Consider the following 24956-nt stretch of genomic DNA (forward strand, 5'->3'; position numbering starts at 1 on the left):
GGCGGCACCCTGGCCGAGCACCTGGCCCGGGAGGAGAACGACATCACGGTGGTGGACACCGACGGCGAGCGCCTGCGCGAGCTGCATACCCGCCTGGACATCCGCACGGTCTCCGGGGCCGGCTCCTACCCCATGGTGCTTCGCCAGGCCGGCTGCGAGGACGCCGACATGCTGATCGCAGTGACCAACTCTGACGAGGTCAACATGATCGCCTGCCAGGTGGCCCACACCCTGTTCCGCACGCCGACCAAGATCGCCCGGGTGCGTGCCACCGCCTACCTGACCCGCAAGGGCCTGTTCGCCCACGAGGCGGTGCCCATCGACGTGCTGATCAGCCCCGAGCAGGTGGTCACCGACCATATCCGCCGGCTGATCGAGCATCCCGGCGCCCTGCAGGTGCTGGAGTTCGCCGGCGGCCTGGTGCAGCTGGTGGCGGTGAAGGCCTTCTACGGCGGCCCGCTGGTCGGCCAGGAGCTGGGCTTCCTGCGCCGCCACATGCCCAGCGTCGACACCCGGGTGGCGGCCATCTACCGCCAGAACCGGCCGATCATTCCCCGCGGCGACACCGTGATCGAGGCCGACGACGAGGTGTTCTTCATCGCCGCCCGGCGCGACATCCGCGCGGTGATGAGCGAGCTGCGCCGCCTCGACCGCGACTTCCGCCGGGTGATGATCGCCGGCGGCGGCAACATCGGCGAGCGCCTGGCCGAGCACCTGGAGCACAGCCACCAGGTCAAGATCATCGAGCACAACCTCGAGCGCTGCACCCAGCTCTCCGAACGCCTCGACCGCACCGTGGTGCTGCACGGCAGCGCCACCGCCAAGCGGCTGCTGGAGGAGGAGAACATCGAGGAGTGCGACATCTTCTGTGCGCTGACCAACGACGACGAGGTCAACATCATGTCGTCGATGCTGGCCAAGCGCATGGGCGCCAAGAAGGTGCTGACGCTGATCAACAACGCCGCCTATGTCGACCTGGTGCAGGGCGGCGAGATCGACATCGCCATCTCGCCCCAGCAGGCCACCATCGGCAGCCTGCTGACCCACGTGCGGCGCGGCGACATCGTCAACGTCCACTCGCTGCGCCGCGGCGCGGCCGAGGCCATCGAGGCCATCGCCCACGGCGACACCCAGTCGTCCAAGGTGGTGGGGCGCGCCATCGGCGAGATCGACCTGCCCCAGGGCACCACCATCGGCGCCGTGGTACGCGGCAAGGAGGTGCTGATCGCCCATGACGACGTGGTGGTGGAGTCCGGTGACCACGTCATCCTGTTCGTGATCGACAAGCGCCGGCTGCGCGACGTGGAGCGGCTCTTCCAGGTCGGGTTGACGTTCTTCTGAGCATGGCAAGGCCTCGAAAGCCAGGGCACGGGCGCCCCTGCCCGGTCTCCTGCCATGAAAAATGCCTCTGGTGATCGTATGCTGGGAGACAACCGTCATGCGCAGAGTGGAGAACGCGACGATGATCACCGAGACGGACAGGCACCACCTGCAGCGCTGCGTGGAGCTGGCGGAGGAGGCCCTGGCGGCCGGCGACGAGCCATTCGGCTCGGTGCTGGTGAGCGGCGATGGCGCGGTGCTGGTGGAGGATCACAACCATGTGGCCGGCGGGGATGCCACCCAGCATCCCGAATTCTTCCTGGCGCGCTGGGCCGCGGAGAACCTGACGCCCGAGGAGCGCGGGCGGGCCACCGTCTACACCTCCGGTGAGCATTGCCCCATGTGCGCGGCGGCCCACGGCTGGGTGGGGCTGGGACGGATCGTCTATGCCAGTTCGTCCGAGCAGCTGGTGGACTGGCTGGAAGAGCTGGGTGTGGCCCCGCCAAGGGTGCGCCCGCTGCCTATCCGGGAGGTGGTGCCGGACGCGGTGGTCGAGGGCCCGGTGCCGGAATTCGCCGACCGCATCCGTGAGCTGCATCGCCGGCTGCATGGCGCCTGACGCCGCTATTCGTCGGGCCGGCCGAGGATCCGGTAGGTGCGGGGCTTCGCCTTGTCGTCCTCGGCCCGGGGCGTCTGAGCCTCGAGCTGCCCCGTCAGGGTCACGGCGCCGGCAGAGGCCGAGGCCTCGAGCGAGGCCTGCATCCGCTGCCGGGTCTGGCCGATGGCGTCACGCATCTGGGATTCCATTGCCGGCCGATGGAGCGCCTCCTGTACCTTGAGCAGGACAACCTCGCTTCCCGCGATACCGGCCAGGGTCACGGCGGTGGTGACCGTGCCCATCACCAGGGCGCCCGGGCCCGCAGGCGCGGTGGCCGCTGACGCGGTTCCACCGGCGGCCAGCGAACGCAGGGTACCAGTCCCCAGGCGAGTGACCAGGCCGCGCAGGGCCAGGCGGCTGCCCTGCGAGGCGGCGGAGGCACCGAGCCGCCGGGCCAGGGCACGCCCCGCCAGCAGGGCGGTTCCACTGCCGCCCACGGCGGCAGTGCTCCAGCGTGCCGTATCCCGGCCATCCTGCAGGGCCTTCTGGAGCTCCCCATCCAGATCGAGTTCATGGATGGGCCGCTCGCTCTCCCTTCCCGACGACACCTGTCGCGGGGCGTAGCGTTCCTGGAGCGTCGCGGCCATGTCATCGGCCAGTCCCTGTTGTTCGCTGGCCAGGCGCCGAGGATACTCCGCCTGCAGTTCGGCCAGGGCCGACTCGAGGCCAGTCGCCTCGACCAGCCGTTGGTGAAGCTGCCCATCCAGCCAGGCATCGAGGTCACCCATGAGTGCCACGCCGAGCCGCGTATAGCTGCCGACGGGCGAGAAGTACCAGTCCAGGTAGTCCGGCACCGCCGCCTCGAGAGGCGCAAAGGCCCGCTCGAGCCGCTCGTCCAGCCAGGGCCGCATGCGCGCCTGGAGCCGCTCCTCCGCCTCCGTGGAGAGTGCCGACAGGTCGCGTGAGAAGTCGGCGTGGGTCTCGGCATCCAGCGTCAGGGACTCGCCTGCCACGATCACCCGGAACAGCGGCGACTGACTGCGCGACGCCAGCCAGCCATGGCCGACCTCGAACAGCAGCAGCAGCACCATGACCACCAGAACCGACAGCCCCCATCCGCGCCAGGGATGGATCGCGAGAGCCAGACGCGCCCAGCCGGTTGACGGTCGCCAGGCATGACTCATTTGGGACCCTCCTCATGGTGGATGTGCAAGGCCGCATGTTGATGCCGACGGCCACCCCGACGCAGGGCCTCGGCGCCGATCAGCAAGCGCACGTAGGCCCAGGCAAAGGTGCTCTGGGTGAGCAGCAACAGTGACCAGCCCAGCATCGCCACGGGCGTGGCGAGCCCGAAACGCTCCTCGGCATTCTGCATGGTCCAGTGCTGGCTGATCTCGGCGATGGCCACCAGTCGCTCGAAGAACCCCAGAACGGCTCCCCCCGTATCGCCCGGGAAATGACGCAAGATGGCCTCCTCCCAGCCGAGCCCGACCAGCCATGGCTGGGGCAGCCAGAGAGTGGCCACCACGAGGATCAGGGCCAGCAGGCCGGCGGTCGGCACCACCACCAGGCGCCTCGTTACCGCCGGCAGGTGCTCGGTAATAACGTGGCGTGCCAGGCGTCGGCGCAGCAGCTCCTGCGCTACCACCAGCCCCGGCACCCCGGCCAGCACCACCGGCCAGAGGGGCGGCGCCAGCAGGCGCAGCTTGACCAGCAGCACCAGCGCCAGCAGCGCCCCCACTAGCTGATGACGCACCACCATCATCGCCCCGCCACGCAGCCAGCCGTACCAGGGGGAGTCATCGCGAAGGTACTGGTCCAGCCAGGCACGCCGCCGCAGCCGGGCGGCCTCCAGGCTGCCGGCCACGATCAGCTGGGTGGCCAGCACCCAGACCGGCAGGAACATCACCCCGGCGAGATCCCTGCCCGACAGCGACCAGACCAGCAGCACCAGCACCGTCAGGGCCAGGTGGGCATGGCGCCAGAGGGTTGCGAGTCGTCGCCAGCGCCCTGCCATCAGGCCTGCAGCGAGAGGGCCCGCTCGACGTATGCCTCGCAGCGCAGCCGCGCCGGCCGGTCCTTCAGTGCCGCCCAGTAGGCCTCGAACTCGGGCCGACGGGGAATGGTGCCGAAGTGCATGCCCCAGCCGAGGTGCGAGCCGACATAGACATCCGCCGCGCTGAACGCCGTCCCCGCGATATGGCTTCGCCCGTCGAGGGCACCTGCCAGGGCGTCGAGCACCGCCCAGTAGTCACCACAGCCGATCTGCCTCTGCTGCTCGGCGGTGGGCTGCACGCCGAGGGTATTGAGCGAGATGACGGATTCCAGGGGACCGGCCGCAAAGAACAGCCAGCGGTAGTAGTCGCCACGCGCGGCGGGCGGCGGCGCCAGACCGGCCTCCGGGAAGGCATCGGCGAGATAGGCGCAGATGGCGGCGGCCTCGGTGACCACCACGTTCCCGTGGCGGATCGCCGGCACCTTGCCCATGGGATTGAGGGCCAGGTACTCCGCTGACTTCATGGTGGTGCCGTACTCGAGTAGCACCGTGCGATAGGGCACACCGAGCTCCTCGAGCATCCAGTGGACGATCCCGCCCCGGGAGAGCGGGTTGGTATAGAAGGTGAGCTCGGCCGGCTCCCGCGGGACGGGTTCGGCCAGTGCCGCAGGCGGCAGCACGACCTCGGGTGGCAGCACATAGCCCTGTCCGGGCGCGTTGACGACCTCGACCCCCACCGCCCGCAGTGCGGCGATGTCCTGATAGAGGGTGCGCAGGGTGATCCCCAGCCTCTCGGCAAGCTCGGGCCCGCCGATCGGGCCCGTATGGTGACGCAATACCCGGATCAGGTCTTGCAGGCGAGTCGTTCGTGACATGGGCGGTCCTCGTGCGCGTGACGACAGTATCTCGCCGCCCTAAGGGGCGCCGAGGGGATCATCATGCCTCCGACGCGGCATCCGATGCCAGTCACTCGGCCGTGAGTCTGCACGCGCAGGACCGAAGCGCCAGCAAAGGGGCCGAATCCGAGACATGCCGCGTGCCCCCCGGCACTCTCGCGGCAATGCCTCCTGCCCGGTTCAAAGCCCCTGGGCACCTCGGCGCAGCCAGTCGTGCACGAAGGCAAGCTTCTGGCGCGCGACATCCGAGAGCACGAAGGGATAGAGGTCGGACAGCCCCATAGAGCGATTGACGTGGTTGACCCCCGCCACCAGGCTGGCCGCGACATGAATCAGGCGGTCGGCGTCCGTTTCCATGTAGGGGTCCCAGCCGTGACTCGGCAACTCCGGCGAAGAGAGGCCTGTCGCGACGAAGCTGTCGGTGATATCGGTCAGGTGCAGCAGGTGGGCCGCGGTCTCGGCCCAGTCCTCGTGCGGATGCGCGGAGGCATAGGTGGTCAGGAAGCGCAGCCTCCAGTCGGGCGGCGGGCCGTCATGGTAATGACGCTGGAGCGCGGCGGGATAGTCCTCTCGCTCATCACCGAACATGGCCCGGAAGGCCTCGAGAAAATCTTCCCGCAGGCTGAGACGCCACCAGAGCATATGCGAAATCTCATGACGCATATGGCCGATCATGGTGCGGTAGGGCTCTTCCAGCGCCTTTCGACGGGTGGTGCTCAGGACCGGGTCCGCCTCCGCCACGCTGATCGTCACCACGCCCCCGACATGCCCCATGGGCACCGGCGTATGCCCCTCGGCCAGCATGTGGAAGACGGGGCGAGCGCCGGGATCCTCGGGCCGGAACCAGTGCCAGCGGCCCAGGTTGTCGAGCACCCAGCGCTTGGCGGCCTCGGTCTGCGCCCAGTTGGGCATGGCATCGGTGATGGACGGATCCGGCGCCAGCTCGGTCATGGCGCAGGATCGGCAGAAGGCGCCCTGCTTGGGAGCGATCCAGTTGCAGCCGATGACCTCCCGATTGACGCAGAACGGCGGCATGGGCAGGAAGGCCCTGGCCTGCGGATCATAGGCAACGGGCGTTCCGTCGGCGGTGGCGAGGTTGTCGAACCAGAGGGATCCGGCACCGACCGGGTTAGCAAAGACACGCATGAGGCTGTCACTCCGCAAGAACCGCAAGGCAGATGGCCCGACGCATTAGGGTGCATCCTGCTCTTTCCAGCTCCACCAATCAAACCATCGATGGTGTAAAGCTAGACCGCACCCGAAAACACCGCACACGAGGTGAAAAAAGACGGCGAGGGAGTCCCCCGCCGCCAACCATCGATCGCTACCGACCGAGAGAGTGCTCGCTGGTGCGTCGTTACGTCATTAGATCTCGAAGCCCAGTCCCAAGTCCTCGGCGCTGATCGCCATCAACGGCTCGGCACCGGCTTCCAGCGCTGCCTGGTGGGCGCGGGTGCGCGGCAGCAGGCGCTGGAAGTAGAAGCGCGCGGTGTCGAGCTTGGCGCGGTAGAAGGCGGCGTCATCGTTGCTTTCCGCCAAGGCCATGCGGGCCTGCCTGGCGGCGCGGGCAAACAGGTAGGCCAGGGTCACGTAACCGGCGTACATCAGGTAGTCGACGCTGGCGGCGCCCACCTCCTCGCGGTCGGCCATGGCCTTCATGCCGATGGCCATGGTCAGTTCGCCCCACTCCTGGTTGAGCTTGACCAGCGGGCGCACAAATTCGGCGAGCTCGCTGCTGCCCTCCTCGGCCTGGCAGAACTTGTGGATCTCCCGAGTGAAGACCTTGAGGCTCTCGCCCTGGCTCATCAGCACCTTGCGGCCCAGCAGGTCGAGGGCCTGGATGCCGGTGGTGCCCTCGTAGAGGCGGGTGATGCGCGCATCACGCACCAGCTGCTCCATGCCCCACTCCTGGATGAAGCCGTGGCCGCCGAAGACCTGGACGCCCTCGTTGGTCGCCTCGAAGCCCACCTCGGTAAGAAATGCCTTGACGATGGGGGTCAGCAGACCCAGCAGGGTCTCGGCGCGCGCCTTCTCGGCGGCATCCGTGCCGTGCTCGACGATATCGATCATCTGCGCGGTGTAGAGCGTCAACATCCGACCGCCCTCGGCGAAGGCCTTCTGGGTCAGGAGCATGCGGCGCACGTCCGGGTGGACGATGATCGGGTCGGCAGCCTTCTCGGGCGCCGTGGCACCGCTGAGCGCGCGCATCTGCAGGCGGTCGCGGGCATAGGCCAGGGCATTCTGGAAGCTCGCCTCGGTGAGGCCCAGGCCCTGGATGCCGACGCCGATGCGGGCGGCGTTCATCATGGTAAACATGCAGGCCAGGCCCTTGTTGGGCGCGCCCACCAGGAAGCCTTTCGCCGAGTCGAAGTTCATCACGCAGGTGGCGTTGCCGTGGATGCCCATCTTGTGCTCGAGCGAGCCGCACACCACGCCGTTGCGCTCGCCCGGGTTGCCATCGGCATCGGGCAGGTGCTCATTCGGTAAATACTTCGGCACCACGAACAGCGAGATACCCTTGGAACCCTCGGGAGCATCGGGCAGCTTGGCCAGCACCAGGTGGACAATGTTCTCGGCCAGGTCGTGCTCGCCGGCGGAGATGAAGATCTTGGTGCCGGTGATCTCGAAGCCACCGCCATCGGTAGGCACGGCGCGGGTCTTGATCAGGCCCAGGTCGGTGCCGCAGTGGGGCTCGGTGAGGCACATGGTGCCGGTCCAGGTGCCCTCGACCAGCTTGGTCAGGTAGGTGGCCTGCTGCTCCTCGGTGCCGTGGTGGCGCAGGGCGTCGGCGGCGCCGTGGGAGAGCCCGGGGTACATGCCCCAGGCCAGGTTGGTGGAGCAGATCATCTCGTTGAGCACCATGGCCAGCGAGTGGGGCAAGCCCTGGCCGCCGTGCGCGGGGTCGGCGGCCAGGCTCGGCCAGCCACCCTCGACGTACTGGGCATAGGCCTCCTTGAAGCCCTTCGGCGCCTTCACCTCGCCGCCCTCCAGCAGGCAGCCCTCGCGGTCACCGCTCTGGTTCAACGGCAGCAGCACCTCACGGGCGAAGCGTGCGCCCTCCTCCAGGATGGCGCTGACGGCGTCGGGCGAGGCCTCATCGGCACCGGGCAAACGGGCGTAGTGGGCGGGATAGTCCAGCATCTCGTCCATCACGAAGCGAAGATCGCGCAGGGGGGCCTGGTAATCGGGCATCTCGAACTCTCCACAAGAAGGGGCGCCAGCACTCGGGCACCGGAAGGCGGCGGCGGCCACTTTCAAACATTCGTTTGAAATTATCCCTCATCCTGGATGCAGTCAAGCGTTCGTTTGAAGAGGCGGAAAGGATCAAGGGGTCAAGGAGTCAAGGGACACCTCCCCTTGCTCCTTGACCCCTTGTGACTGGCCGAAGGCCCTACTGCATGCGGATGCCGCCGTCCAGGCGAATCACCTCACCGTTGAGCATGGGATTGGTGACGATCTGCTCGGCCAGGCGGGCGAACTCATCGGGCTTGCCGAGCCGCTTGGGGAACGGCACAGCGGCGGCCAGCGCCTGGGCGGCCTCGTCGGGGATCTCGCTCATCATCGGCGTCTCGAAGACGCCGGGGGCGATGGCCATCACGCGCACGCCATGGCGCGAGAGCTCCCGTGCCGCCGGCAGGCTCATGCCCACCACCCCGGCCTTGGAGGCGCTGTAGGCGCACTGCCCCACCTGGCCGTCGAAGGCGGCGATGGAGGCGGTATTGATGATCACCCCGCGCTCGCCGTCCTCGCCCGCGGGGTTCTTGGCCATGGCGGCAGCGGCCAGGCGCATCACGTTGAAGGTGCCCACCAGATTGATCTGGATGGTGCGGGTGTAGGCGTCGAGGTCGGCGGGGCTACCCGCGCGGTCGACCAACTTGCCGACACTGACCACGCCGGCACAGTGCACCACGCCAGCGAGGCCACGGCCATCGCTGAGCGCTAGCGCCGCGTCGACGGCGGCCTGGATGTCCTCGCCGGAGGTGACGTCGCCGCGCACCGCCCGAGCGGCGTCGCCCAGGCGCTCGGCATGGGCCTCGACGGCATCGCTGAGGTCGCAGAGCACCACCCGGCCGCCGGCGGCGACCAGGCGTTCGGCGGTGGCCGCCCCCAGCCCGGAGGCGGCACCGGTGATCAGGAAGGTGTTGTCCTTCACTTGCATGTCAGGGTCCTCGGAGTCATTTGGCCGGGGCCTCTTCGGCCTTGTCGACGGCATCGGCGCGCAGCTTGAAGCGCTGGATCTTGCCGCTGGGGGTCTTGGGCAGTTCCTCGACGAACTCGATCACCCGCGGGAAGGCATGGGTCGAGAGCCGCTCGCGCACCTGCTTGCGGATCTCGTCGGCCAGTTCATCGCTGGGCTCGAAGCCCTCGCGCAGCACCACGTAGGACTTGATGATCTCGCCGCGAATCTCGTCGGGCTGGCCCACGGCGGCAGACTCGGCCACTGCCGGGTGGGTCATCACGCTGTTCTCCACGTCGGTGGGGCCCACGCGGTAGCCGGCGGTGGTGATGATGTCGTCGTCACGGCCGGCGAACTGAAAGGTGCCATCCTCGTTGCGGATCACCACGTCGCCGGTCAGATAATAGCCTTCGGCAAAGGGGTGTTTCTCCTGCCAGGTGTAGCCGGCGAAGAAGTGCGCCGGCGAGTTCGCGATGTCAACGGCCAGCACGCCGGGTTCACCCGGGGGCAGCTCCTTGTACTCGGCATCGAGGATCGCCAGGCGGTAGCCGGGCATCGGCACGCCCATGGCCCCGACATGCTTGGGGTGGTCCAGGGCATGGTGGTTGTTGCAGGTCATGCCGGTCTCGGTCTGGCCGTAGTGGTCCATGACCGGGCAACCCAGGGAGCGCTCGACCCAGGTCACCACCTCGGTGTTGAGCGGTTCGCCGGCGGAGCTGGCCGCGCGCAGCTCGAGGGTCTGGTGGGCGTCATCGAACAGGCCCGAGGCCTTCATCAGGCGGTAGGCGGTAGGCGCGGCGGCAAAGTTGGTGATGCGGTGGCGCTTCATGAAGGCCAGCGCCCCCTCGGCGCTGAAGCCCGCTTCGCAGAAGTGGGTGGTCACGCCCAGCAGCAGCGGCCCGGCGATGGCGTAGTAGAGGCCATAGGCCCAGCCCGGGTCGGCCATGTTCCAGAAACGGTCGGTATCGCGCAGGTCCACGGCCAGCTCCATGTAGAGGGCGAAGGCCGGCATGCCGGCCAGCGGCACGGCCACGCCCTTGGGCTTGCCCACGGTGCCGGAGGTGAACATCTGCAGGAAGGGCTCGTCGCGCGCCAGGCGGGGCGGAGTGGCTTCGATCGGCGCATGGCTCAAGGCCTCGTCCCAGTTGAGGTCCTCGGCGTGGTCGGCATCGGGGCCGCCCACGGCGAGCACCGGCGGGCACTGGGTCAGACCATCGAACTTGAAGCGGTTGGCGTGATCGGTGATCACAAGGCGAGTGTCGGCGCGCCCCAGGCGGTAGTCCACGGCGTCCGGGCCGAAGGCGGTGAACAACGGCTGGTAGACGGCGCCGATGCGCCAGGTGGCCAGCACCGCCACCAGCAGCTGCGGCGAACGCGGCAGCATGCAGGCGATGCGATCCCCCACCCCCAGGCCGCGCTCGGCGAACCAGCCGGCGAGCCTCGCGCTTTCGGCATCGAGTTCGGCGTAGGTCAGGGTGTTGACCTGGCCCTGGGTGTCCTCGTGCACCAGGGCCAGGACGTCGCCGCGCCCGGCGCGCAGGTGGCGCCCGCAGCAGGACTCGAAGGCGTTGGCCTTGCCGTCGCGATGGTCATCGAGGCGCGCGATGACGTCATCGATGGAAAAGGTCTCGAGATATCTCTGGTAGTCGGGAAGGGTGCTCATGTACTGCCCTCTCGCGGTTTGTGCTTGTTGTGGCGGCAAACAAGGTTGGTGGCGATCAATACTGGCGACGAAGGAAACGACAAGCGCCGACGCTGGCGCGCACGCCCACCTTCTGATTAGATGCAGTTGACGTAAGCGTCAACCTAGCAAGCGCTTGGTACAAGCTAGAGGCTCCCGAGGAGCGGGGCAACCCCTGAACGGCAGGATAAGACTAGACGATGGTCGAGCGTGGAGTTCCGGCAACATGCCGGAGTGCGTCACGGTCAGACGACCCGGTGGGTGATCATGGCGACCAGTTCGTGGGCCAGGTCATCGGGGGAGCGAGGGCCGGCGGGGTCGTACCAGCGCACCGTCCAGTTGAGCGCGCCCATCACGAAGCGGGCCACCAGGAAGCGGTCGCCATGGATCAGGCCGGCGGCCAGGGCCTCGTCGATCACCGCTTCCCAGAGCGCCTCGTAGGCATCGCGCAGATGGCTCAAATGGTTCCGGGCCTCGGGGTCGAGGCGGCGCCATTCATAGAGGGCGACCACATGGGCGTTACGGTCGGTGAGCAGCGTCTCCAGGTGCGCGCGTGCCATGGCCTGCAACCGTGCCTCGGCAGAGTTGTCGCATTGTTCGAGGGCCGCCCTCGCGATGACCAGGGCGTTCTGGGTGCCCTCCTCGATCACCGCCGCCAGGATCTCCTGCTTGTCGCGGAAGTGGTGGAAGAGGCTGCCGGACTTGATGCCCATCTCCTGGGCGAGCATGCGCACCGTGGTCCGGTCGAAGCCTTCCTGAACGAACAACTGGGCGGCCTGGCGGGTGAGCTCCTTGCGACGCGGAGAGTCATTCATTACATTCATCGACATTTACACTAGCGCTTGCTTGGTTGACCCTGAGAAAACCACAGCCCCGACGCCGGGTCAACGCGACAGCCGCTGGCCAGGCCAGCCGCGATGCTTCTGGACGAGAAGCGCCAGGGACATTACACAATCACCATGCGGCTCCACCGGGAGCCGCACGCTACACCGGGAGAACCCACCATGAGCCAGTCCAACGATATCGTCTTCCTCTCTGCCGCACGCACGCCCATGGGCGGCATGCTGGGCAGCCTCGCAAGCCTCACCGCACCGCAACTGGGTGCCACGGCGATCCGGGCGGCCATGGAGCGCGCCGGCATCAGTGCCGACAGCATCGACGAGGGCATCATGGGCTGCGTGCTGCCCGCCGGCGTCAAGCAGGGCCCGGCCCGCCAGGCCATGCGCCAGGCCGGCATTCCCGACGCCATCGGCGCCACCACCATCAACAAGCTGTGCGGCTCGGGCATGAAGGCCACCATGCTGGCCCACGACCTGATCCGCGCCGGCAGCGGCGAGGTGATGCTGGCCGGCGGCATGGAATCCATGTCCAACGCCCCCCATGTGCTGACCAAGGCACGCGCCGGCTATCGCCTGGGCCACGGCGAACTCAAGGATCACATGTTCCTCGATGGTCTGGAGGATGCCGAGACCGGCAAGTTGATGGGCGTCTTCGCCCAGGACGTCGCCAGCGAGCGCGGCTATGGTCGCGAGCGCCTGGACGACTTCGCCATTGCCTCGCTGGAGCGCGCCATGGAGGCCACCAACGCCGGCCACCTCAAGGCCGAGATGGCGCCGGTGACCGTCACCAGCCGCCAGGGCGAGAGCGTGGTGGACCACGACGAGCAGCCCTTCCAGGCCAAGCTCGACAAGATCCGCGCGCTGCGCCCTGCCTTCGCCAAGGACGGCACCATTACCGCCGCCAACTCCAGCTCCATCTCGGATGGTGCCTCGGCGCTGATCCTGGCCAGCCAGGCGGCGGCCGACCGCCTGGGCGCCAGGCCGATCGCGCGGATGCTGGGCCACAGCACCCACTCGCGGCACCCGAGCGAGTTCACCATCGCCCCGGTGGGTGCCATCGACAAGCTGATGAAGAAGCTCGACTGGGGCGTGAATGATGTCGACCTCTTCGAGATCAACGAGGCCTTCGCCGTGGTGACCCTGATGGCCATGGACGACCTGGGCCTGCCCCATGACAAGGTCAACGTCTTCGGCGGCGCCTGCGCCCAGGGCCACCCGATCGGCTCCACCGGCTCGCGGATCATCGCTACCCTGATCCATGCCCTGCGCACCAAGGGCGGCAAGCGCGGCATCGCCAGCCTGTGCATCGGCGGCGGCGAGGCTACCGCCGTGGCGGTCGAACTGGTCGACTGATGGAGAGTGTCACGCTCGACACGCCAGCGGGCGGCCTGCATGCCGCCCGCTGGCGTCCCGAGACGACGGACCCAACGCGAAGCCCCATCGTGCTGCTGCACGACTCCTTGGGCTGCGTGGCGCTATGGCGGGAATTTCCCGCCAGGCTCGCCGCGGCCAGCGGCCGGGAGGTGATCGCCTACGACCGCCTGGGTTACGGGAAGTCGGCACCCCACCCGGGCCCACAGCCCGCCAGCTTTATCGCCGACGAGGCGGAGGCCTTCCGCGCATTGCGCGAGCACTTCCGGCTCGCACGCTTCGTGGCCCTGGGCCACAGCGTGGGCGGCGGCATGGCGGCCGAGATCGCCGGCCAGCATGTCGAGGGTTGCGAGGCGCTGATCACGGTGGCGGCCCAGGCCTTCAACGAGCCACGCACCCTGGCCGGCATCCGCGAAGCCGAGCAGGCCTTCCAGCATCCCGCCGCCATGGCGCGCCTGGCAAGGTACCATGGCGACAAGGCCGACTGGGTCCTGCGCAGCTGGACTGACACCTGGCACTCCGAGGCCTTCGCCGAGTGGACGCTGGACCCTGCATTGCATCGGGTGAGCTGTCCGACGCTCACCCTGCACGGCGAGCACGACGAATACGGTTCACTGGCGCAGCCCCGACGTATCGCCAGGCTAACGCCGGGACCCGTTGAGCCCCTTATCCTCGCCTGCGGCCATGTCCCCCACCGCGAATGCCCCGCGCGACTGATCGCCGCCCTGCTGCCCTTCCTGGCGGATCCCACCGCGGCCTGACGTTCACCGGTCCTGCACTCACCCCTTGGGCGTCGCCAGGCGGTCGAAGCGCAGCCGCTCGCGGCCATCGAATAGCCGCCGACTGCCGGCGGCCACCGCGGCGAGCGTGCCGAAGCCGGTGCCCAGGGTGATGGTGAACATCACGAGTATCTGGTACTTCACCGCCAGTGCCGGCGGGCTGCCGGCGAGTATCTGGCCGGTCATCATGCCCGGCAGGCTGACCACCCCGGCGGCTGCCATGGCGTTGATCATCGGCATCAGGCCGCTGCGCATCGCCTCGCGGCGGATGTCGCCGACCGCTTCCTGCCAGCGCTGGCCCAGCATCAGCCGGTTCTCGATCACCGCCCGCTGGCGCCAGGCCGTGTCGGTCAGGCGATCCAGCGCCAGGGCGACCCCGGTCATGGTGTTGCCGAGCATCATGCCCAGCAGCGGAATGGCGTACTGCGGCCGATACCAGGGCTCGGGGCCGATGATCACGGTGAGCGTCAGCACGGTCACCGTGAACGACGACAGGAACATCGCCAGCGTGCCGATGCCGAAGGCCCAGCCACCGATCAGCCGGCGCTTCTGTCGCGCCATCACCTCGCGCCCGGCGATCAGCAGCATGCCCAGCGCCATCAGCGCCACCCAGTGAAGCTTCGAGGCCGCGAAGAGTACCTCCAGCACCAACCCCACCAGGGCGAGCTGGATCACGGTGCGCGCCGCCGCGATCAGCAGGCTGCGGCTCATCCCCAGGCGCATGGCGGCCGTACACCCCGCCAGCGCCACCACCATCAGCGCCGCCAGGGCCAGCTGCCACCAGGCCAGCTCGATCACGTCCATGTCGGCGCCTCCTTGAGCTCGGCCCCTTCGATGCGCCAGTGGCGGTTCGCCACCCGGGCGATCTGGCCTGGGTCATGGGCAACCCAGATCACCGGCCAGCCGCGCTCGCGAATTCTCGAAACGAGCCACGCCTCCACCCGCCGGGTGGAAGCGTCATCCAGGTTGGCGGTGGGCTCGTCGAGCAGCAGTGCCGAGGGCTCGCGGCTGATCGCCCGCAGCAGCGCCAGACGCTGCTTTTCCCCCGAGGAGAGCCGCGAGACCTGCCACTCCAGCACCTCGGGCGTGAAGCCCAGCGCCTCGAGGCCGGCGGGGTCGGCCCGTGGCAGGTGCTCGCCGACGTGATCCGCCCACCAGTGGCTCTCCGCCGGCACCAGCATCACCCGCGCGCGCCATTCATGGGCCGGCAGCGACGCCTGGGCGATATCGCCCAGCCACACCCCGCCGCCGTGGGGCTCGAGGTCGGCCACGGCGCGCAGCAGCCGGCTCTTGCCGGAGCCGCTGGGGCCCGAAAGGCAGTGAAGCTCGCCGGGGGGGACGGTCAGGTTCACCTCGGCAAGCTCGCCGACAGCGAGCCGCTCCAGACGCAGGGCATCGGTCGCGGTCAAGGCAGCCTCCAGGCAGAAGGGAATGGCAGGGAGGGTAGCAGCTCGCACCGCATGGGGGCGTGCGACACGACGCGTCATCAACGCGTCATCCCGGCGCCATCTCGGTGACCTACCGCTGTCACACGGGGCTTTCAGGATAAGGCCTGCGCTCCATTCCCCAGCACATAGGTGGCATCCCATGCAGACCCTGAACCGCTCCCTGATCGCCGGCGCCATGACGCTCGCCGCCATGACCACCGGCATCTCACAGGCCCAGGCCCAGTTCGCGCTCAGCGATCGCTTCGTCGATGCCGACGGCGACCTGGTGGCCGACATTCCCGAGGATGCGTCCCAGTGGATCGACCCGGACACGCTGGTCTTCGCCTACACCCCGGTAGAAGATCCCGCCGTCTATGCCGAAGTATGGGACGGTTTCCTCGAGCATATGGAAGAGGTCACCGGCAAGAAAGTGCAGTTCTTCCCGGTCCAGTCCAATTCTGCCCAGATCGAGGCCATGCGGGCCGGGCGTCTCCACGTGGCTGGCTTCAATACCGGTTCCAACCCCCTGGCCGTGGCCTGTGCCGGCTATCGCCCCTTCACCATGATGGCGGCCGAGGACGGGAGCTTCGGCTACGAGATGGAGATCATCACCCATCCGGGCTCCGACATCGACGAGGTCGAGGATATCCGCGGACGCACCCTGACCCACACCTCCGAGACCTCCAACTCCGGCTTCAAGGCGCCCACCGCCCTGATGGCCTCGGAGTTCGGCATGGTCTCCGGCGAGGACTACGAGGTGGACTTCTCGGGCAAGCACGACAACTCCGTGCTGGGCGTGGCCAACCAGGACTACGCGGTGGCCACCGTCGCCAACTCCGTGAAGGGGCGCATGATCGACCGTGGCGTGATCGACGCTGACCAGCTCGAGGTCATCTATCGATCTGACACCTTCCCCACCACCAGCTATGGCACCGTCCACAACCTGGCGCCCGAGCTGCAGGAAGCGATCCAGGAAGCCTTCTTCAGCTTCGAGTGGGAAGGCAGCGCTCTCGAGGAGGAGTTCGGGCGCAACGGCGAAGAGCAGTTCATCCCCATCACCTTCCAGGAGCACTGGGCGGTGATTCGCCAGATCGATGAGGCCAACGGAGTCGAATACGACTGCAACTAAGCGTCGTGCCAAGGAAGGCGCGGGCGACATGTCGCCCGCGCCTTCGCGACGGTGAGACATTAGGGGAGGATCTGCAACGTGCTTACCATCGACCAGCTGACCAAGACCTATGCAGCCGGCGACACCGCCCTGCGTGATGTCACCTTTCGGGTACCACAGGGCCAGGTCGTGGGCTTGATCGGCCCTTCGGGAGCCGGCAAGTCGACCTTGATTCGCTGCATCAACCGCCTGGTAGAGCCCTCCAGCGGCACGATTCGTCTGGGCGAGACCGACCTGGTCAACCTGGGCAGTCGCGAACTGCGCCAGGCGCGGCGGCGCATCGGCATGATCTTCCAGGAGTACGCCCTGGTGGAGCGGCTGACCGTGATGGAGAACGTGCTCTCCGGGCGGCTGGGCTATGTGCCCTTCTGGCGCAGTTTCACGCGGCGCTTCCCGGGCCGCGACATCGAGAACGCCTACCGCCTGCTCGACCGGGTGGGCCTGATCGATCACGCCGACAAGCGTGCCGACGCCCTCTCGGGCGGCCAGCGACAGCGCGTCGGCATCGCCCGAGCCCTGGCGCAGGAGCCGGAACTGCTGCTGGTCGACGAGCCCACGGCGAGCCTCGATCCCAGGACCAGCCGTCAGATCATGCGACTGATGACCGAGATCTGCGCCGAGCGCCAGCTACCCGCCATCGTCAACATCCATGATGTTCCGCTGGCCCAGCAGTTTGTCGACCGCCTGATAGGCCTGCGCGCCGGCCGCATGGTCGTCGACGATGCCCCGGAGCGCCTCGACGAGGCCATGCTGACCGAAATCTACGGTGCCGAGGACTGGAGCGCCACCGACCAGGACGACGACGACATTGATCCCGACGGCGAGGCACAGGGCACATTGCGGCTGGTAGGGACAGCGACATGACGCCGAATGCTTCCTATCCGCGCCGCTGGAAACGCCCGCCGCAGCTGGTCACGACCCGACGCTGGCGACTGGCCCTGCCGCTGCTGATACTGGCCTACCTGATCCTGGCCGTCGGCTCACTGGAGGTCGACGTCAACCGCGTTGTCGAGGGCCTGGAACGGGGTGCGCGCTTCGTCCAGGGCTTCCTGCAGCCGGACTTCACCAGCCGCTGGGGCGACATCCGCCAGGGGCTGATCGAGAGCCTGACCATGACCCTGACCGCCACCGTGGTGGGCGTGCTGATCTCGATCCCCATCGGCATCGGGGCGGCGCGCAACCTGTCACCCCGACCGGTCTATCTGGTGTGCCGGGCGATCGTCGCCGTCAGCCGTTCGCTGCAGGAGATCATCATCGCCATCTTCCTGGTGGCCATGTTCGGTTTCGGCCCCTTCGCCGGCTTTCTTACCCTGGCATTCGCCTCCATCGGTTTTCTCGCCAAGCTGCTGGCCGACGACATCGAGGAAGCCAACGCCAGCCAGATCGAAGCGATCCGGGCCACGGGCGCCAGCGGGTGGCAGCTGATCCACTACGGCGTGCAGCCCCAGGTCATGCCGCGGTTGATCGGCCTGTCGCTCTATCGTCTGGACATCAACTTCCGCGAGAGCTCGGTGATCGGCATCGTCGGCGCCGGGGGCATCGGTGCCACCCTCAATACCGCGATCGACCGCTACGAGTACGACAGCGCCGGCGCCATCCTGCTGATCGTCATCGCCATCGTGATGCTGACGGAATACGGCTCCAGCTATCTGAGGAAATTCCTGCAATGAGTGCTCTCGACACACGCTCCGGCGAGCCGACCCACTATTCACAGATCTGGACCTTTCGCACACCACGTGCGCGCCTGGCACTGTGGGCCGGCTGGCTGGCCCTGGTGGCACTTTTCGTGTGGTGCTGGCAGGTGATGAACGAAGGCACGCTGTGGATCTTCGTCGCCGATGCACCCGACCAGGCCGTGGACATCGGCAGCCGCATGTTTCCGCCAAAGCTGGCCTACCTCCCCGAGCTGCTGATGCCGCTGTGGGACACCCTCAACATCGCCACCCTGGGGACTCTGGGCGGCGTCATCCTGGCGGTGCCGGTGGCCTTCCTGGCGGCGCGGAACACCACGCCATCAGCGCTGCTGGTTCGCCCCGTGGCGCTGTTCGTCATCGTGACCTCGCGCTCGATCAACTCGCTGATCTGGGCCCTGCTGCTGGTGGCGATCATCGGCCCGGGGCTGTTGGCCGGCATCGTCGCCATCGCCCTGCGTTCCATCGGCTTCGTCGGCAAGCTGTTGTATGAAGCCATCGAGGAGACCGAGGCGGGTCAGGTCGAGGCGGTGACCGCCACCGGCGCCGGCCGGGCCCAGGTGATCCACTACGCCGTCGTGCCGCAGGTGCTGCCCGCCTTCTGGGGCATCTCGATGTTCCGCTGGGACATCAATATCCGCGAGAGCACCATCCTGGGGCTGGTCGGCGCAGGCGGCATCGGCATGAAGCTGCAGTCCTTCATCGACACCCTGGCCTGGTCCCAGGTGGCCACCATCCTGATCCTGATCCTGGGCACGGTAGTGGTCAGCGAAGTGCTCTCGGCGCGGGTGCGACGCGCGCTGATCTGACCCGCGAGACCTCCATGGCAGGGATGCCAGCAGGCTCGCTCTCCTGAGGTGACTGCTATAGCGTGGCGGCATCATCCGATCACGCCTGAGGAGGTCAAACCATGTCCCATTTCCTGGTGTTCCTGGGCACCGCCCGCGACAGTACCCCGCCCGCACCCGCCCGTCTCGGCCTGCGGGTGGCGCGCGCCTGTGTGCGGCTGCTCGAGGCCGACGGCGCCACGGTCGAGCTGATCGACCCGCTGGACATCGAACTGGGCGCCGTCTTCAAGCCGCACTTCGCCTACACGAAATCCCAGGTTCCCGAGCCATTGGACGCCCTTGCCGAGAAGGTCGCGGCCGCCGACGGCTACGTGATGGTCAGCCCGGAGTACAACCACGCCATGAGCCCGGCACTTGCCCACCTCCTCAACCACTTCGGCAGCTCGCTCTACGCCTTCAAGCCCAGTGCCATCGTCACCTACTCGGCCGGCCAGTGGGGTGGCGCCCGCGCGGCGGTCAACCTGCGTACCTTCCTTTCGGAACTGGGCTGCCTGCCGGTCTCGGCAATGGTCCACGTACCGAAGGCCCAGGAGGCCCTCGACGAGGACGGCCGCTTCCACGAGGACCCGGACCGCTGGGCCGGCTACTTCGGGCGCACCCTGGGCCAGCTCGGCTGGTGGGCCGAGGCCGCCGCACGCCATCGCGACGTCCAGGACCCGACCCGGGTATCGCCGGCCTTCCAGCGTGCGCCCACCCAGCGCAATGCGCCCGGCCGGGAATAAACGGCCGCCGCGCAGTGGCCAGACCCCGTCGTTACCCTTAAAATATACGAAATTCCATATATTTTCCGGCCAAAGGGACGAGGTTCATGACCGCACACCAGGACGCTACGTCGCCCGACCCCGCCGAGGGCATGGGGCTTTTCGAACGCTTTCTCTCGCTTTGGGTGGCGCTGGCCATGGTCGCCGGGGTGCTGCTCGGCCAGTTCGCCCCGGCGGTGCCCGAGACGCTGTCGCGCTTCGAATACGCCCAGGTGTCGATCCCGGTGGCGATCCTGATCTGGGCGATGATATTTCCCATGATGGCGCAGATCGACTTTTCCGCCGTGCTCGGTGTGCGGCGCCAACCCAAGGGGCTGATCATCACCACCACGGTGAACTGGCTGATCAAGCCTTTCACCATGTTCGCCATCGCCTGGTTCTTCCTGATGGTGGTGTTCCAGCCCCTGATCCCCGAGCCCCTGGCCAGCCAGTACCTTGCCGGTGCCATCCTGCTCGGCGCCGCACCCTGCACCGCCATGGTCTTCGTGTGGAGCTACCTGACCCGCGGCGATGCCGCCTACACCCTGGTGCAGGTGGCGCTCAACGACCTGATCATGCTGTTCGCCTTCGCGCCCATCGTGGTCTTCCTGCTCGGCGTCTCCAACATCCCGATACCCTGGGATACCGTCGCGCTGTCGGTGGTGCTCTACATCGTCATCCCGCTCACCGCGGGCTACCTGACCCGGCGAACCCTGATCGCCCGCCGCGGCAGCGAGTGGTACGACAACGTCTTCATGAAAAAGGTGGGACCGATCACGCCCATCGGCCTGATCATCACCCTGGTGCTGCTGTTCGCCTTCCAGGGCGAGGTGATCCTGGAGGCGCCGCTGCATATCGTACTGATCGCCATCCCGCTGATTCTCCAGACCTTCCTGATCTTCTTCATCGCCTACGGCTGGGCCAAGGCGTGGAAGGTGCCCCACAACGTCGCCGCCCCGGGGGCGATGATCGGCGCCAGCAACTTCTTCGAGCTCGCCGTGGCCGCCGCCATCGCCCTGTTCGGCCTGCAGTCCGGCGCGGCGCTGGCCACGGTGGTGGGCGTACTGGTGGAGGTGCCGCTGATGCTGGCGCTGGTGCGCATCGCCAACAACACCCGTGATCACTTCCCGGCGGCCGGCCCCGAGGCCAGGGGCTGAGTCATGGCCATCGACGTCACGCCCCGGGCCCGTGAGTGGCTGCGCAGGAAGGGAGGCGTCGCCACGCTGCGGCTCTCGCCCCGCCACGGCTGCTGCGGTGGGGGAGCCGATGTCACGGTGGCCGAAGCGAGGGCACCGGATGAACCCGAGCGCTATACACGCCTCGAATTCGAAGACGTGACGCTGCATCTCGACCCGAGCCTGGTCGACCAGGAGCTGAGGGTCGACGTCGACGGCTTCCTCGGCCTCAGGCATCTCTTCGTGGAGGGTACCTCCCCTACCCGTGCCAGGAAGTAAGGGCAAGATCAGGCAGTGTGGGGTTCCGCACGAGTCGCCTCTCCTGAGCCGAGACAACGCCCATGACGGTCAATGCTCGAGAGGGAGACCTGCCATGCGCGAGGAGATGGAACGTTACCAGTCCTGGATCTACCTGCTGTGCATCGTGGCGGGACTGGGGCTCGGCCTGGCCACCCCCGACCTTGCCAGCCTGCTCGAGGGTAGCCTCTGGCCGCTGCTGGGAGGGCTGCTGTATGCCACCTTCGCCCAGATTCCGCTGGTCCGCATCGCCGACGGCTTTCGGGACTGGCGTTTTCTCTCCGCCCTGCTGATCGGGAACTTCCTGGTGATCCCGCTGGCAGTAGGCGGGGTGGTATCGGGACTGCCGCTGACGCCGGCCATTCAGGCCGGGATATTGCTGGTGCTGCTGGTGCCCTGTACCGACTGGTTCATCAGTTTTACCCACCTCGGCAAGGGAGATGCCGCCCGGGCCATCACTGCCGCGCCCCTGCTGCTCCTGGGCCAGCTGCTTGCCCTGCCGCTCTACCTGTGGCTGTTCCTCGGGGACGCCTGGCTGCAGCTTGCCGTCGGCTCCCACTTGATCAGCGCCTTCGCCGGCCTCATCCTCGCCCCCCTGCTGATGGCATGGGTCACCGAGCGTCTGGCCGCACGGCACCGGCAGGCGAGGCGACTGATCCATGGCCTTGGCGTCCTGCCGGTGCCGCTTCTGGCCCTGTTGGTGCTGGTGATTGCGGCCTCGCAGATATCCTCCGTGATCGAGCTCTCGGACGTCCTGCTTCAGGTCCTGGCGGTGTTCGCTGCCTACCTGCTCTTCGCGGCCTGCCTGGGCAAGCTCCTCGGCCAGCTGTTTCGGGTCGAGGTCTTCCAGGCCCGCACCCTGGCCTTCAGCTTCGGCACCCGCAACTCCTTCGTTATGCTGCCGCTGGCCCTGACGCTGCCGGATGCCCTGCAGGCCGCGGTGGTGGTCATCGTCTTCCAGTCGCTGGTCGAGCTGTTCGGCATGGTGGCCTACCTGGCCTGGGTGCCGAGCAAGCTGATGCCGGAGCCCCCTGGTGCATGACGGAACCAGCTTCCGTTTATACACCCCACCTTGCCAGGGAGCGCGAAGACAGCAACCCTAGCGGAATGACTCGTCTCCTGCAGCGCCATCCCCTGGTCGTCATCGTCCTTGCCCAGCTGTGCGGCACGTCGCTGTGGTTCTCCGTCAACGGCGTAGGGCTGTCACTGTCGCGCAACCTGGGCCTCTCCGAGGCCGACCTGGGCCGTCTGACCCTGACCGTGCAGGCAGGCTTCATCGCCGGCACCCTGTTCATCGCCACCACCGGCCTGGCCGACCGCTTCCGCGCCAGCCGAATCTTCGCTGTCTCCTGCCTCGCCGGCGCCCTGGCCAATGCCATCTTCGTGCTGGCAGCGGCTCATCCTCCCCTCGACCTGCTGCTGCGCTTCGCCACCGGGCTCTGTCTCGCCGGCATCTATCCGCTGGGCATGAAGCTGGTGATCGGCTGGACACCCCGGCATACCGGTGCGGCACTGGCCTGGCTGGTGGGCATGCTCACCCTGGGCACCGCCCTGCCCCACCTCCTTCGCGGCACTACCCTGGGCCTGCCCTGGGAGTGGTCGCTGCTGGGCGCCTCCGTCCTTGCCCTAGTCGGCGGGCTGATCATCGTCGTCCTGGGCGATGGCCCGCACCTGCCACCGTCGAGCGGCAAGGCACGGCTGCTCGACGGGCTGGCCGCCTTGCGTGAGCCCCGCTTCCGTGCCGTGGCCGGTGGCTACTTCGGCCACTGCTGGGAACTCTATGCCTTCTGGACGCTCACCCCCTTCCTGGTGGCTCGCGAAGTGGCTCGACTCGACGCCCCCGAAGCCTGGATTCCCTGGCTGTCATTCTTCGTCATCGCGCTGGGGCTGGCGGGCTGCGTGGGCGGCGGCGGGTTGAGCCGCCGACTGGGCAGCCTCTGGGTCGCACGTCGAGCCCTGACCGCCTCTGGCCTGATCTGCCTGGCCTACCCGCTGGCGACCTGGCTGCCGCCTGCTGTGCTGCTGGGACTGCTGGCCCTCTGGGGGATGACCGTCATCGCCGACTCGCCTCAGTTCTCGGCGCTGGCCGCGGCCAGCGCTCCCCGGGAACGCGTGGGCTCGACCCTGGCGGTCATGAACGCCGTGGGCTTCGCGCTCACCATCCCGGCCATTTCGCTCACCACCGCACTATGGTCACTCCAGGCCACCTGGGTGGTGTGGTGGCTGCTGCCCGGGCCGCTGCTGGGCCTCTGGGCAATGCGCGGCGTATCCACCGCACCGCCCGACACGCACGAAGCTCCGCCATCTCCGCGACTACGGAAGACGGGCGCCATTCGTCCCCCCTCTTCCTGATCCTCCCGATACGAGACCTCGCATGTCGGCCTCCAGGCCAGCTTCCCCCTCTTCTATCGCTCGCTTGCGGGACCTCACCAGGCGAGAGCGCTGGAGTCCGGGCTTCACCTCATATCGACCCGGCGCTGGTTGGCCAGGGAGTCGAGAACCGATGTCGAGGCCATCGCCTGCGCTGCCCACTGCCCCGCGCTGTTGGTTCCCGAGGCATAGGCTTTACAGCGGCGAACACCCATGTTCGATGCCTATCAGGGACGCATCGCCAACTCCGTGCTATAGGTGACATGACCCGAAGGGTGGCCAATTCCGCCACCTGTCCGCACGACAAGAGGAGAACACTCATGTCAACCCGCGACGTTGTCATCTGCCATCCCGTTCGTACCGCCATCGGCACCTATGGCGGCAGCCTCAAGGACACCCCTGCAACCGACCTGGGCGCGCGGGTCATTCAGGAAACCCTGTCTCGATCCGGCCTCGCCGCCGACAAGGTGCAGTCGCTGGTGATGGGTCACGTCATCCAGGCAGGCTGCCGCATGAACTCCGCCCGTCAGGCCGGCATCGGCGGCGGGCTGCCGGTGGAGGTTCCGGCGCTCACCATCAACCGGGTGTGCGGTTCGGGCGCCCAAGCCGTGGCCAGCACCGCTCTGGAGATCTGGAGCGGCATGGCCGACTGCGCCATCGCCGGCGGCATGGAGAACATGGACCGCGCCCCCTATGTGCTCCCCCAGGGCCGCTGGGGCGCCCGCATGGGCGATGTGACCATGTTCGACAGCATGCTGCTCGATGGTCTCAACGACGCCTTCAGCAACAAGCATGCGGGCTGGCACACCGAGGACCTGGTCGCACGCTACAACGTCTCCAGGGACGATCAGGACGCCTGGGCGCTGCGCTCCCAGCTGAACTTCTCCAAGGCCCAGGAGGCCGGCCACTTCGACGCCGAGATCGCCGGCGTGGAGCTCACCAGCCGCAAGGGCACCACGACCTTCGCCCGCGACGAGCACAACCGCGGCGACACCACCCCGGAGTCCCTCGCGAAGCTCAAGCCCGCCTTCCGCAAGGAGGGCACCATCACCGCGGGTAATGCGCCGGGGCTCAACAGCGGTGCCTCGGCGATGATCGTCGCCGAGCGCGACTGGGCCGAAAGGCAGGGCCTCGCGCCCATGGCAAGGCTGGTGGCCTTCGGCGTCGGTGCCGTGGACCCCGACTACTTCGGCATCGGCCCGGTGCCGGCGGTCAGGCAGGCGCTGGAGCGCGCCGGCTGGTCGGTGGGCGACCTGGATCGGGTGGAGATCAACGAGGCCTTCGCCGCCATCGCCCTGGCCTGCCAGCGCGAACTCGGGCTACCGGAAGAGATCGTCAACGTGGAGGGCGGCGCCATCGCCCACGGTCACCCCATCGGCGCCAGCGGGGCGGTGCTGACCACCCGCCTGCTGCATGCCATGCAGCGCAACGGCGAGCGCCGTGGCATCGTCACCCTGTGCATCGGCGGCGGCCAGGGCATCGCCCTGGCGCTGGAAACCCTCTGACTCCACCCCGCCCAACCTCCTGCAACGTCCTCCAGCCGCCGGGAACTTGATGCCTCTCAAGCTCTCGGCGCATTGAAG

At 67.8% G+C, this 24956-nt stretch carries 24 protein-coding genes; 14 read left to right on the forward strand and 10 right to left on the reverse strand.

The annotated features are described in order from the left end of the window. Together trkA and QLQ86_RS09665 are read left to right on the forward strand one after the other, a co-directional pair. On the forward strand, positions 1 to 1341 hold a 1341-nt coding region (gene trkA, locus QLQ86_RS09660), incomplete at its 5' end, for a Trk system potassium transporter TrkA (RefSeq protein WP_282816685.1). Positions 1342 to 1438: 97 nt separating this feature from the next. Beyond that, positions 1439 to 1939: a nucleoside deaminase gene (locus QLQ86_RS09665; RefSeq protein WP_326521278.1), complete on the forward strand. Its 501-nt coding sequence runs from the start codon at positions 1439 to 1441 to the stop codon at positions 1937 to 1939. A 5-nt stretch (positions 1940 to 1944) separates the two neighbouring features. Here the strand turns inward: QLQ86_RS09665 and QLQ86_RS09670 are convergent, their stop codons facing one another. From QLQ86_RS09670 to QLQ86_RS09705, 8 genes are all read right to left on the reverse strand, one after another. Further along, positions 1945 to 3102 (reverse strand): hypothetical protein, encoded by a 1158-nt coding sequence (locus QLQ86_RS09670; protein ID WP_282816752.1) that lies wholly within the window; start codon positions 3100 to 3102, stop codon positions 1945 to 1947. Beyond that, the gene (locus tag QLQ86_RS09675) at positions 3099 to 3935 is read right to left on the reverse strand and encodes a hypothetical protein (RefSeq protein ID WP_282816753.1); all 837 of its coding nucleotides are present in this window, start codon (positions 3933 to 3935) and stop codon (positions 3099 to 3101) included. Before QLQ86_RS09675 ends, QLQ86_RS09670 begins: the two co-directional genes overlap by 4 nt. Next, positions 3935 to 4789 (reverse strand): HTH domain-containing protein, encoded by an 855-nt coding sequence (locus QLQ86_RS09680; RefSeq protein WP_282816754.1) that lies wholly within the window; start codon positions 4787 to 4789, stop codon positions 3935 to 3937. Before QLQ86_RS09680 ends, QLQ86_RS09675 begins: the two co-directional genes overlap by 1 nt. Before the next feature lie 201 nt (positions 4790 to 4990). Next, positions 4991 to 5956 carry a zinc-binding metallopeptidase family protein gene (locus QLQ86_RS09685; protein ID WP_282816755.1) on the reverse strand — a complete coding sequence of 322 codons (966 nt, stop codon included), beginning with the start codon at positions 5954 to 5956 and terminating at the stop codon, positions 4991 to 4993. 219 nt (positions 5957 to 6175) lie between these two features. Then, entirely contained in the window at positions 6176 to 8002 is a 1827-nt protein-coding gene (locus QLQ86_RS09690; protein ID WP_282816756.1) for an acyl-CoA dehydrogenase C-terminal domain-containing protein, read from the reverse strand. Between the two features lie 199 nt (positions 8003 to 8201). Next, positions 8202 to 8969 carry an SDR family NAD(P)-dependent oxidoreductase gene (locus QLQ86_RS09695; RefSeq protein ID WP_282816757.1) on the reverse strand — a complete coding sequence of 256 codons (768 nt, stop codon included), beginning with the start codon at positions 8967 to 8969 and terminating at the stop codon, positions 8202 to 8204. 16 nt (positions 8970 to 8985) lie between these two features. After that, positions 8986 to 10650 (reverse strand): AMP-binding protein, encoded by a 1665-nt coding sequence (locus tag QLQ86_RS09700; RefSeq protein ID WP_282816758.1) that lies wholly within the window; start codon positions 10648 to 10650, stop codon positions 8986 to 8988. Positions 10651 to 10913: 263 nt separating this feature from the next. Continuing rightward, a complete protein-coding gene (locus QLQ86_RS09705; protein ID WP_282816759.1) occupies positions 10914 to 11483 on the reverse strand; it encodes a TetR/AcrR family transcriptional regulator in 570 nt (189 codons plus the stop codon). 189 nt (positions 11484 to 11672) lie between these two features. On the opposite strand from QLQ86_RS09705, the gene QLQ86_RS09710 reads away from it, so the two are divergent. After that, the gene (locus QLQ86_RS09710; RefSeq protein WP_282816760.1) at positions 11673 to 12860 is read left to right on the forward strand and encodes an acetyl-CoA C-acyltransferase; all 1188 of its coding nucleotides are present in this window, start codon (positions 11673 to 11675) and stop codon (positions 12858 to 12860) included. After that, a complete protein-coding gene (locus tag QLQ86_RS09715; protein ID WP_282816761.1) occupies positions 12860 to 13639 on the forward strand; it encodes an alpha/beta fold hydrolase in 780 nt (259 codons plus the stop codon). The genes QLQ86_RS09710 and QLQ86_RS09715 overlap by 1 nt, the downstream gene beginning before the upstream one ends. An 18-nt stretch (positions 13640 to 13657) precedes the next feature. Here QLQ86_RS09715 and QLQ86_RS09720 read toward each other — a convergent pair whose 3' ends face one another. Continuing rightward, positions 13658 to 14461, reverse strand: coding sequence for an ABC transporter permease (locus QLQ86_RS09720; protein WP_282816762.1), 804 nt, complete (start codon positions 14459 to 14461; stop codon positions 13658 to 13660). Then, on the reverse strand, positions 14452 to 15066 hold the full coding sequence (locus tag QLQ86_RS09725; RefSeq protein ID WP_282816763.1) for an ABC transporter ATP-binding protein: 615 nt from the start codon (positions 15064 to 15066) through the stop codon (positions 14452 to 14454). The genes QLQ86_RS09720 and QLQ86_RS09725 overlap by 10 nt, the downstream gene beginning before the upstream one ends. Before the next feature lie 178 nt (positions 15067 to 15244). Between QLQ86_RS09725 and phnD the strand changes: the two genes are divergently transcribed. From phnD to QLQ86_RS09775, 10 genes are all read left to right on the forward strand, one after another. Next, complete coding sequence (phnD, locus tag QLQ86_RS09730) at positions 15245 to 16213, forward strand: phosphate/phosphite/phosphonate ABC transporter substrate-binding protein (protein ID WP_282816764.1); 969 nt, start codon at positions 15245 to 15247, stop codon at positions 16211 to 16213. A gap of 78 nt (positions 16214 to 16291) precedes the next feature. Continuing rightward, positions 16292 to 17116 (forward strand): phosphonate ABC transporter ATP-binding protein, encoded by an 825-nt coding sequence (phnC, locus tag QLQ86_RS09735; protein ID WP_282816765.1) that lies wholly within the window; start codon positions 16292 to 16294, stop codon positions 17114 to 17116. Further along, on the forward strand, positions 17113 to 17922 hold the full coding sequence (gene phnE, locus QLQ86_RS09740) for a phosphonate ABC transporter, permease protein PhnE (RefSeq protein WP_282816766.1): 810 nt from the start codon (positions 17113 to 17115) through the stop codon (positions 17920 to 17922). The genes phnC and phnE (QLQ86_RS09740) overlap by 4 nt, the downstream gene beginning before the upstream one ends. After that, positions 17919 to 18752 carry a phosphonate ABC transporter, permease protein PhnE gene (gene phnE / locus QLQ86_RS09745; RefSeq protein WP_282816767.1) on the forward strand — a complete coding sequence of 278 codons (834 nt, stop codon included), beginning with the start codon at positions 17919 to 17921 and terminating at the stop codon, positions 18750 to 18752. The genes phnE (QLQ86_RS09740) and phnE (QLQ86_RS09745) overlap by 4 nt, the downstream gene beginning before the upstream one ends. 101 nt (positions 18753 to 18853) lie before the next feature. Then, a complete protein-coding gene (locus QLQ86_RS09750; protein ID WP_282816768.1) occupies positions 18854 to 19513 on the forward strand; it encodes an NADPH-dependent FMN reductase in 660 nt (219 codons plus the stop codon). 86 nt (positions 19514 to 19599) lie between these two features. Then, positions 19600 to 20688, forward strand: a complete 1089-nt coding sequence (gene arsB, locus QLQ86_RS09755; RefSeq protein ID WP_282816769.1) for an ACR3 family arsenite efflux transporter — start codon at positions 19600 to 19602, stop codon at positions 20686 to 20688. A gap of 3 nt (positions 20689 to 20691) precedes the next feature. After that, positions 20692 to 20985 (forward strand): CC/Se motif family (seleno)protein, encoded by a 294-nt coding sequence (locus tag QLQ86_RS09760; protein WP_282816770.1) that lies wholly within the window; start codon positions 20692 to 20694, stop codon positions 20983 to 20985. A 94-nt stretch (positions 20986 to 21079) separates the two neighbouring features. Continuing rightward, entirely contained in the window at positions 21080 to 22045 is a 966-nt protein-coding gene (locus tag QLQ86_RS09765) for an arsenic resistance protein (protein ID WP_282816771.1), read from the forward strand. Between the two features lie 65 nt (positions 22046 to 22110). Then, complete coding sequence (locus tag QLQ86_RS09770; protein WP_282816772.1) at positions 22111 to 23355, forward strand: MFS transporter; 1245 nt, start codon at positions 22111 to 22113, stop codon at positions 23353 to 23355. Positions 23356 to 23693: 338 nt separating this feature from the next. After that, positions 23694 to 24878 (forward strand): thiolase family protein, encoded by a 1185-nt coding sequence (locus QLQ86_RS09775; protein ID WP_282737118.1) that lies wholly within the window; start codon positions 23694 to 23696, stop codon positions 24876 to 24878. Positions 24879 to 24956 lie beyond the last annotated feature (78 nt).

Origin of the sequence: Halomonas rhizosphaerae (assembly GCF_030012485.1) — a bacterium.
In the GTDB taxonomy this organism is placed as follows: domain Bacteria; phylum Pseudomonadota; class Gammaproteobacteria; order Pseudomonadales; family Halomonadaceae; genus Halomonas; species Halomonas rhizosphaerae.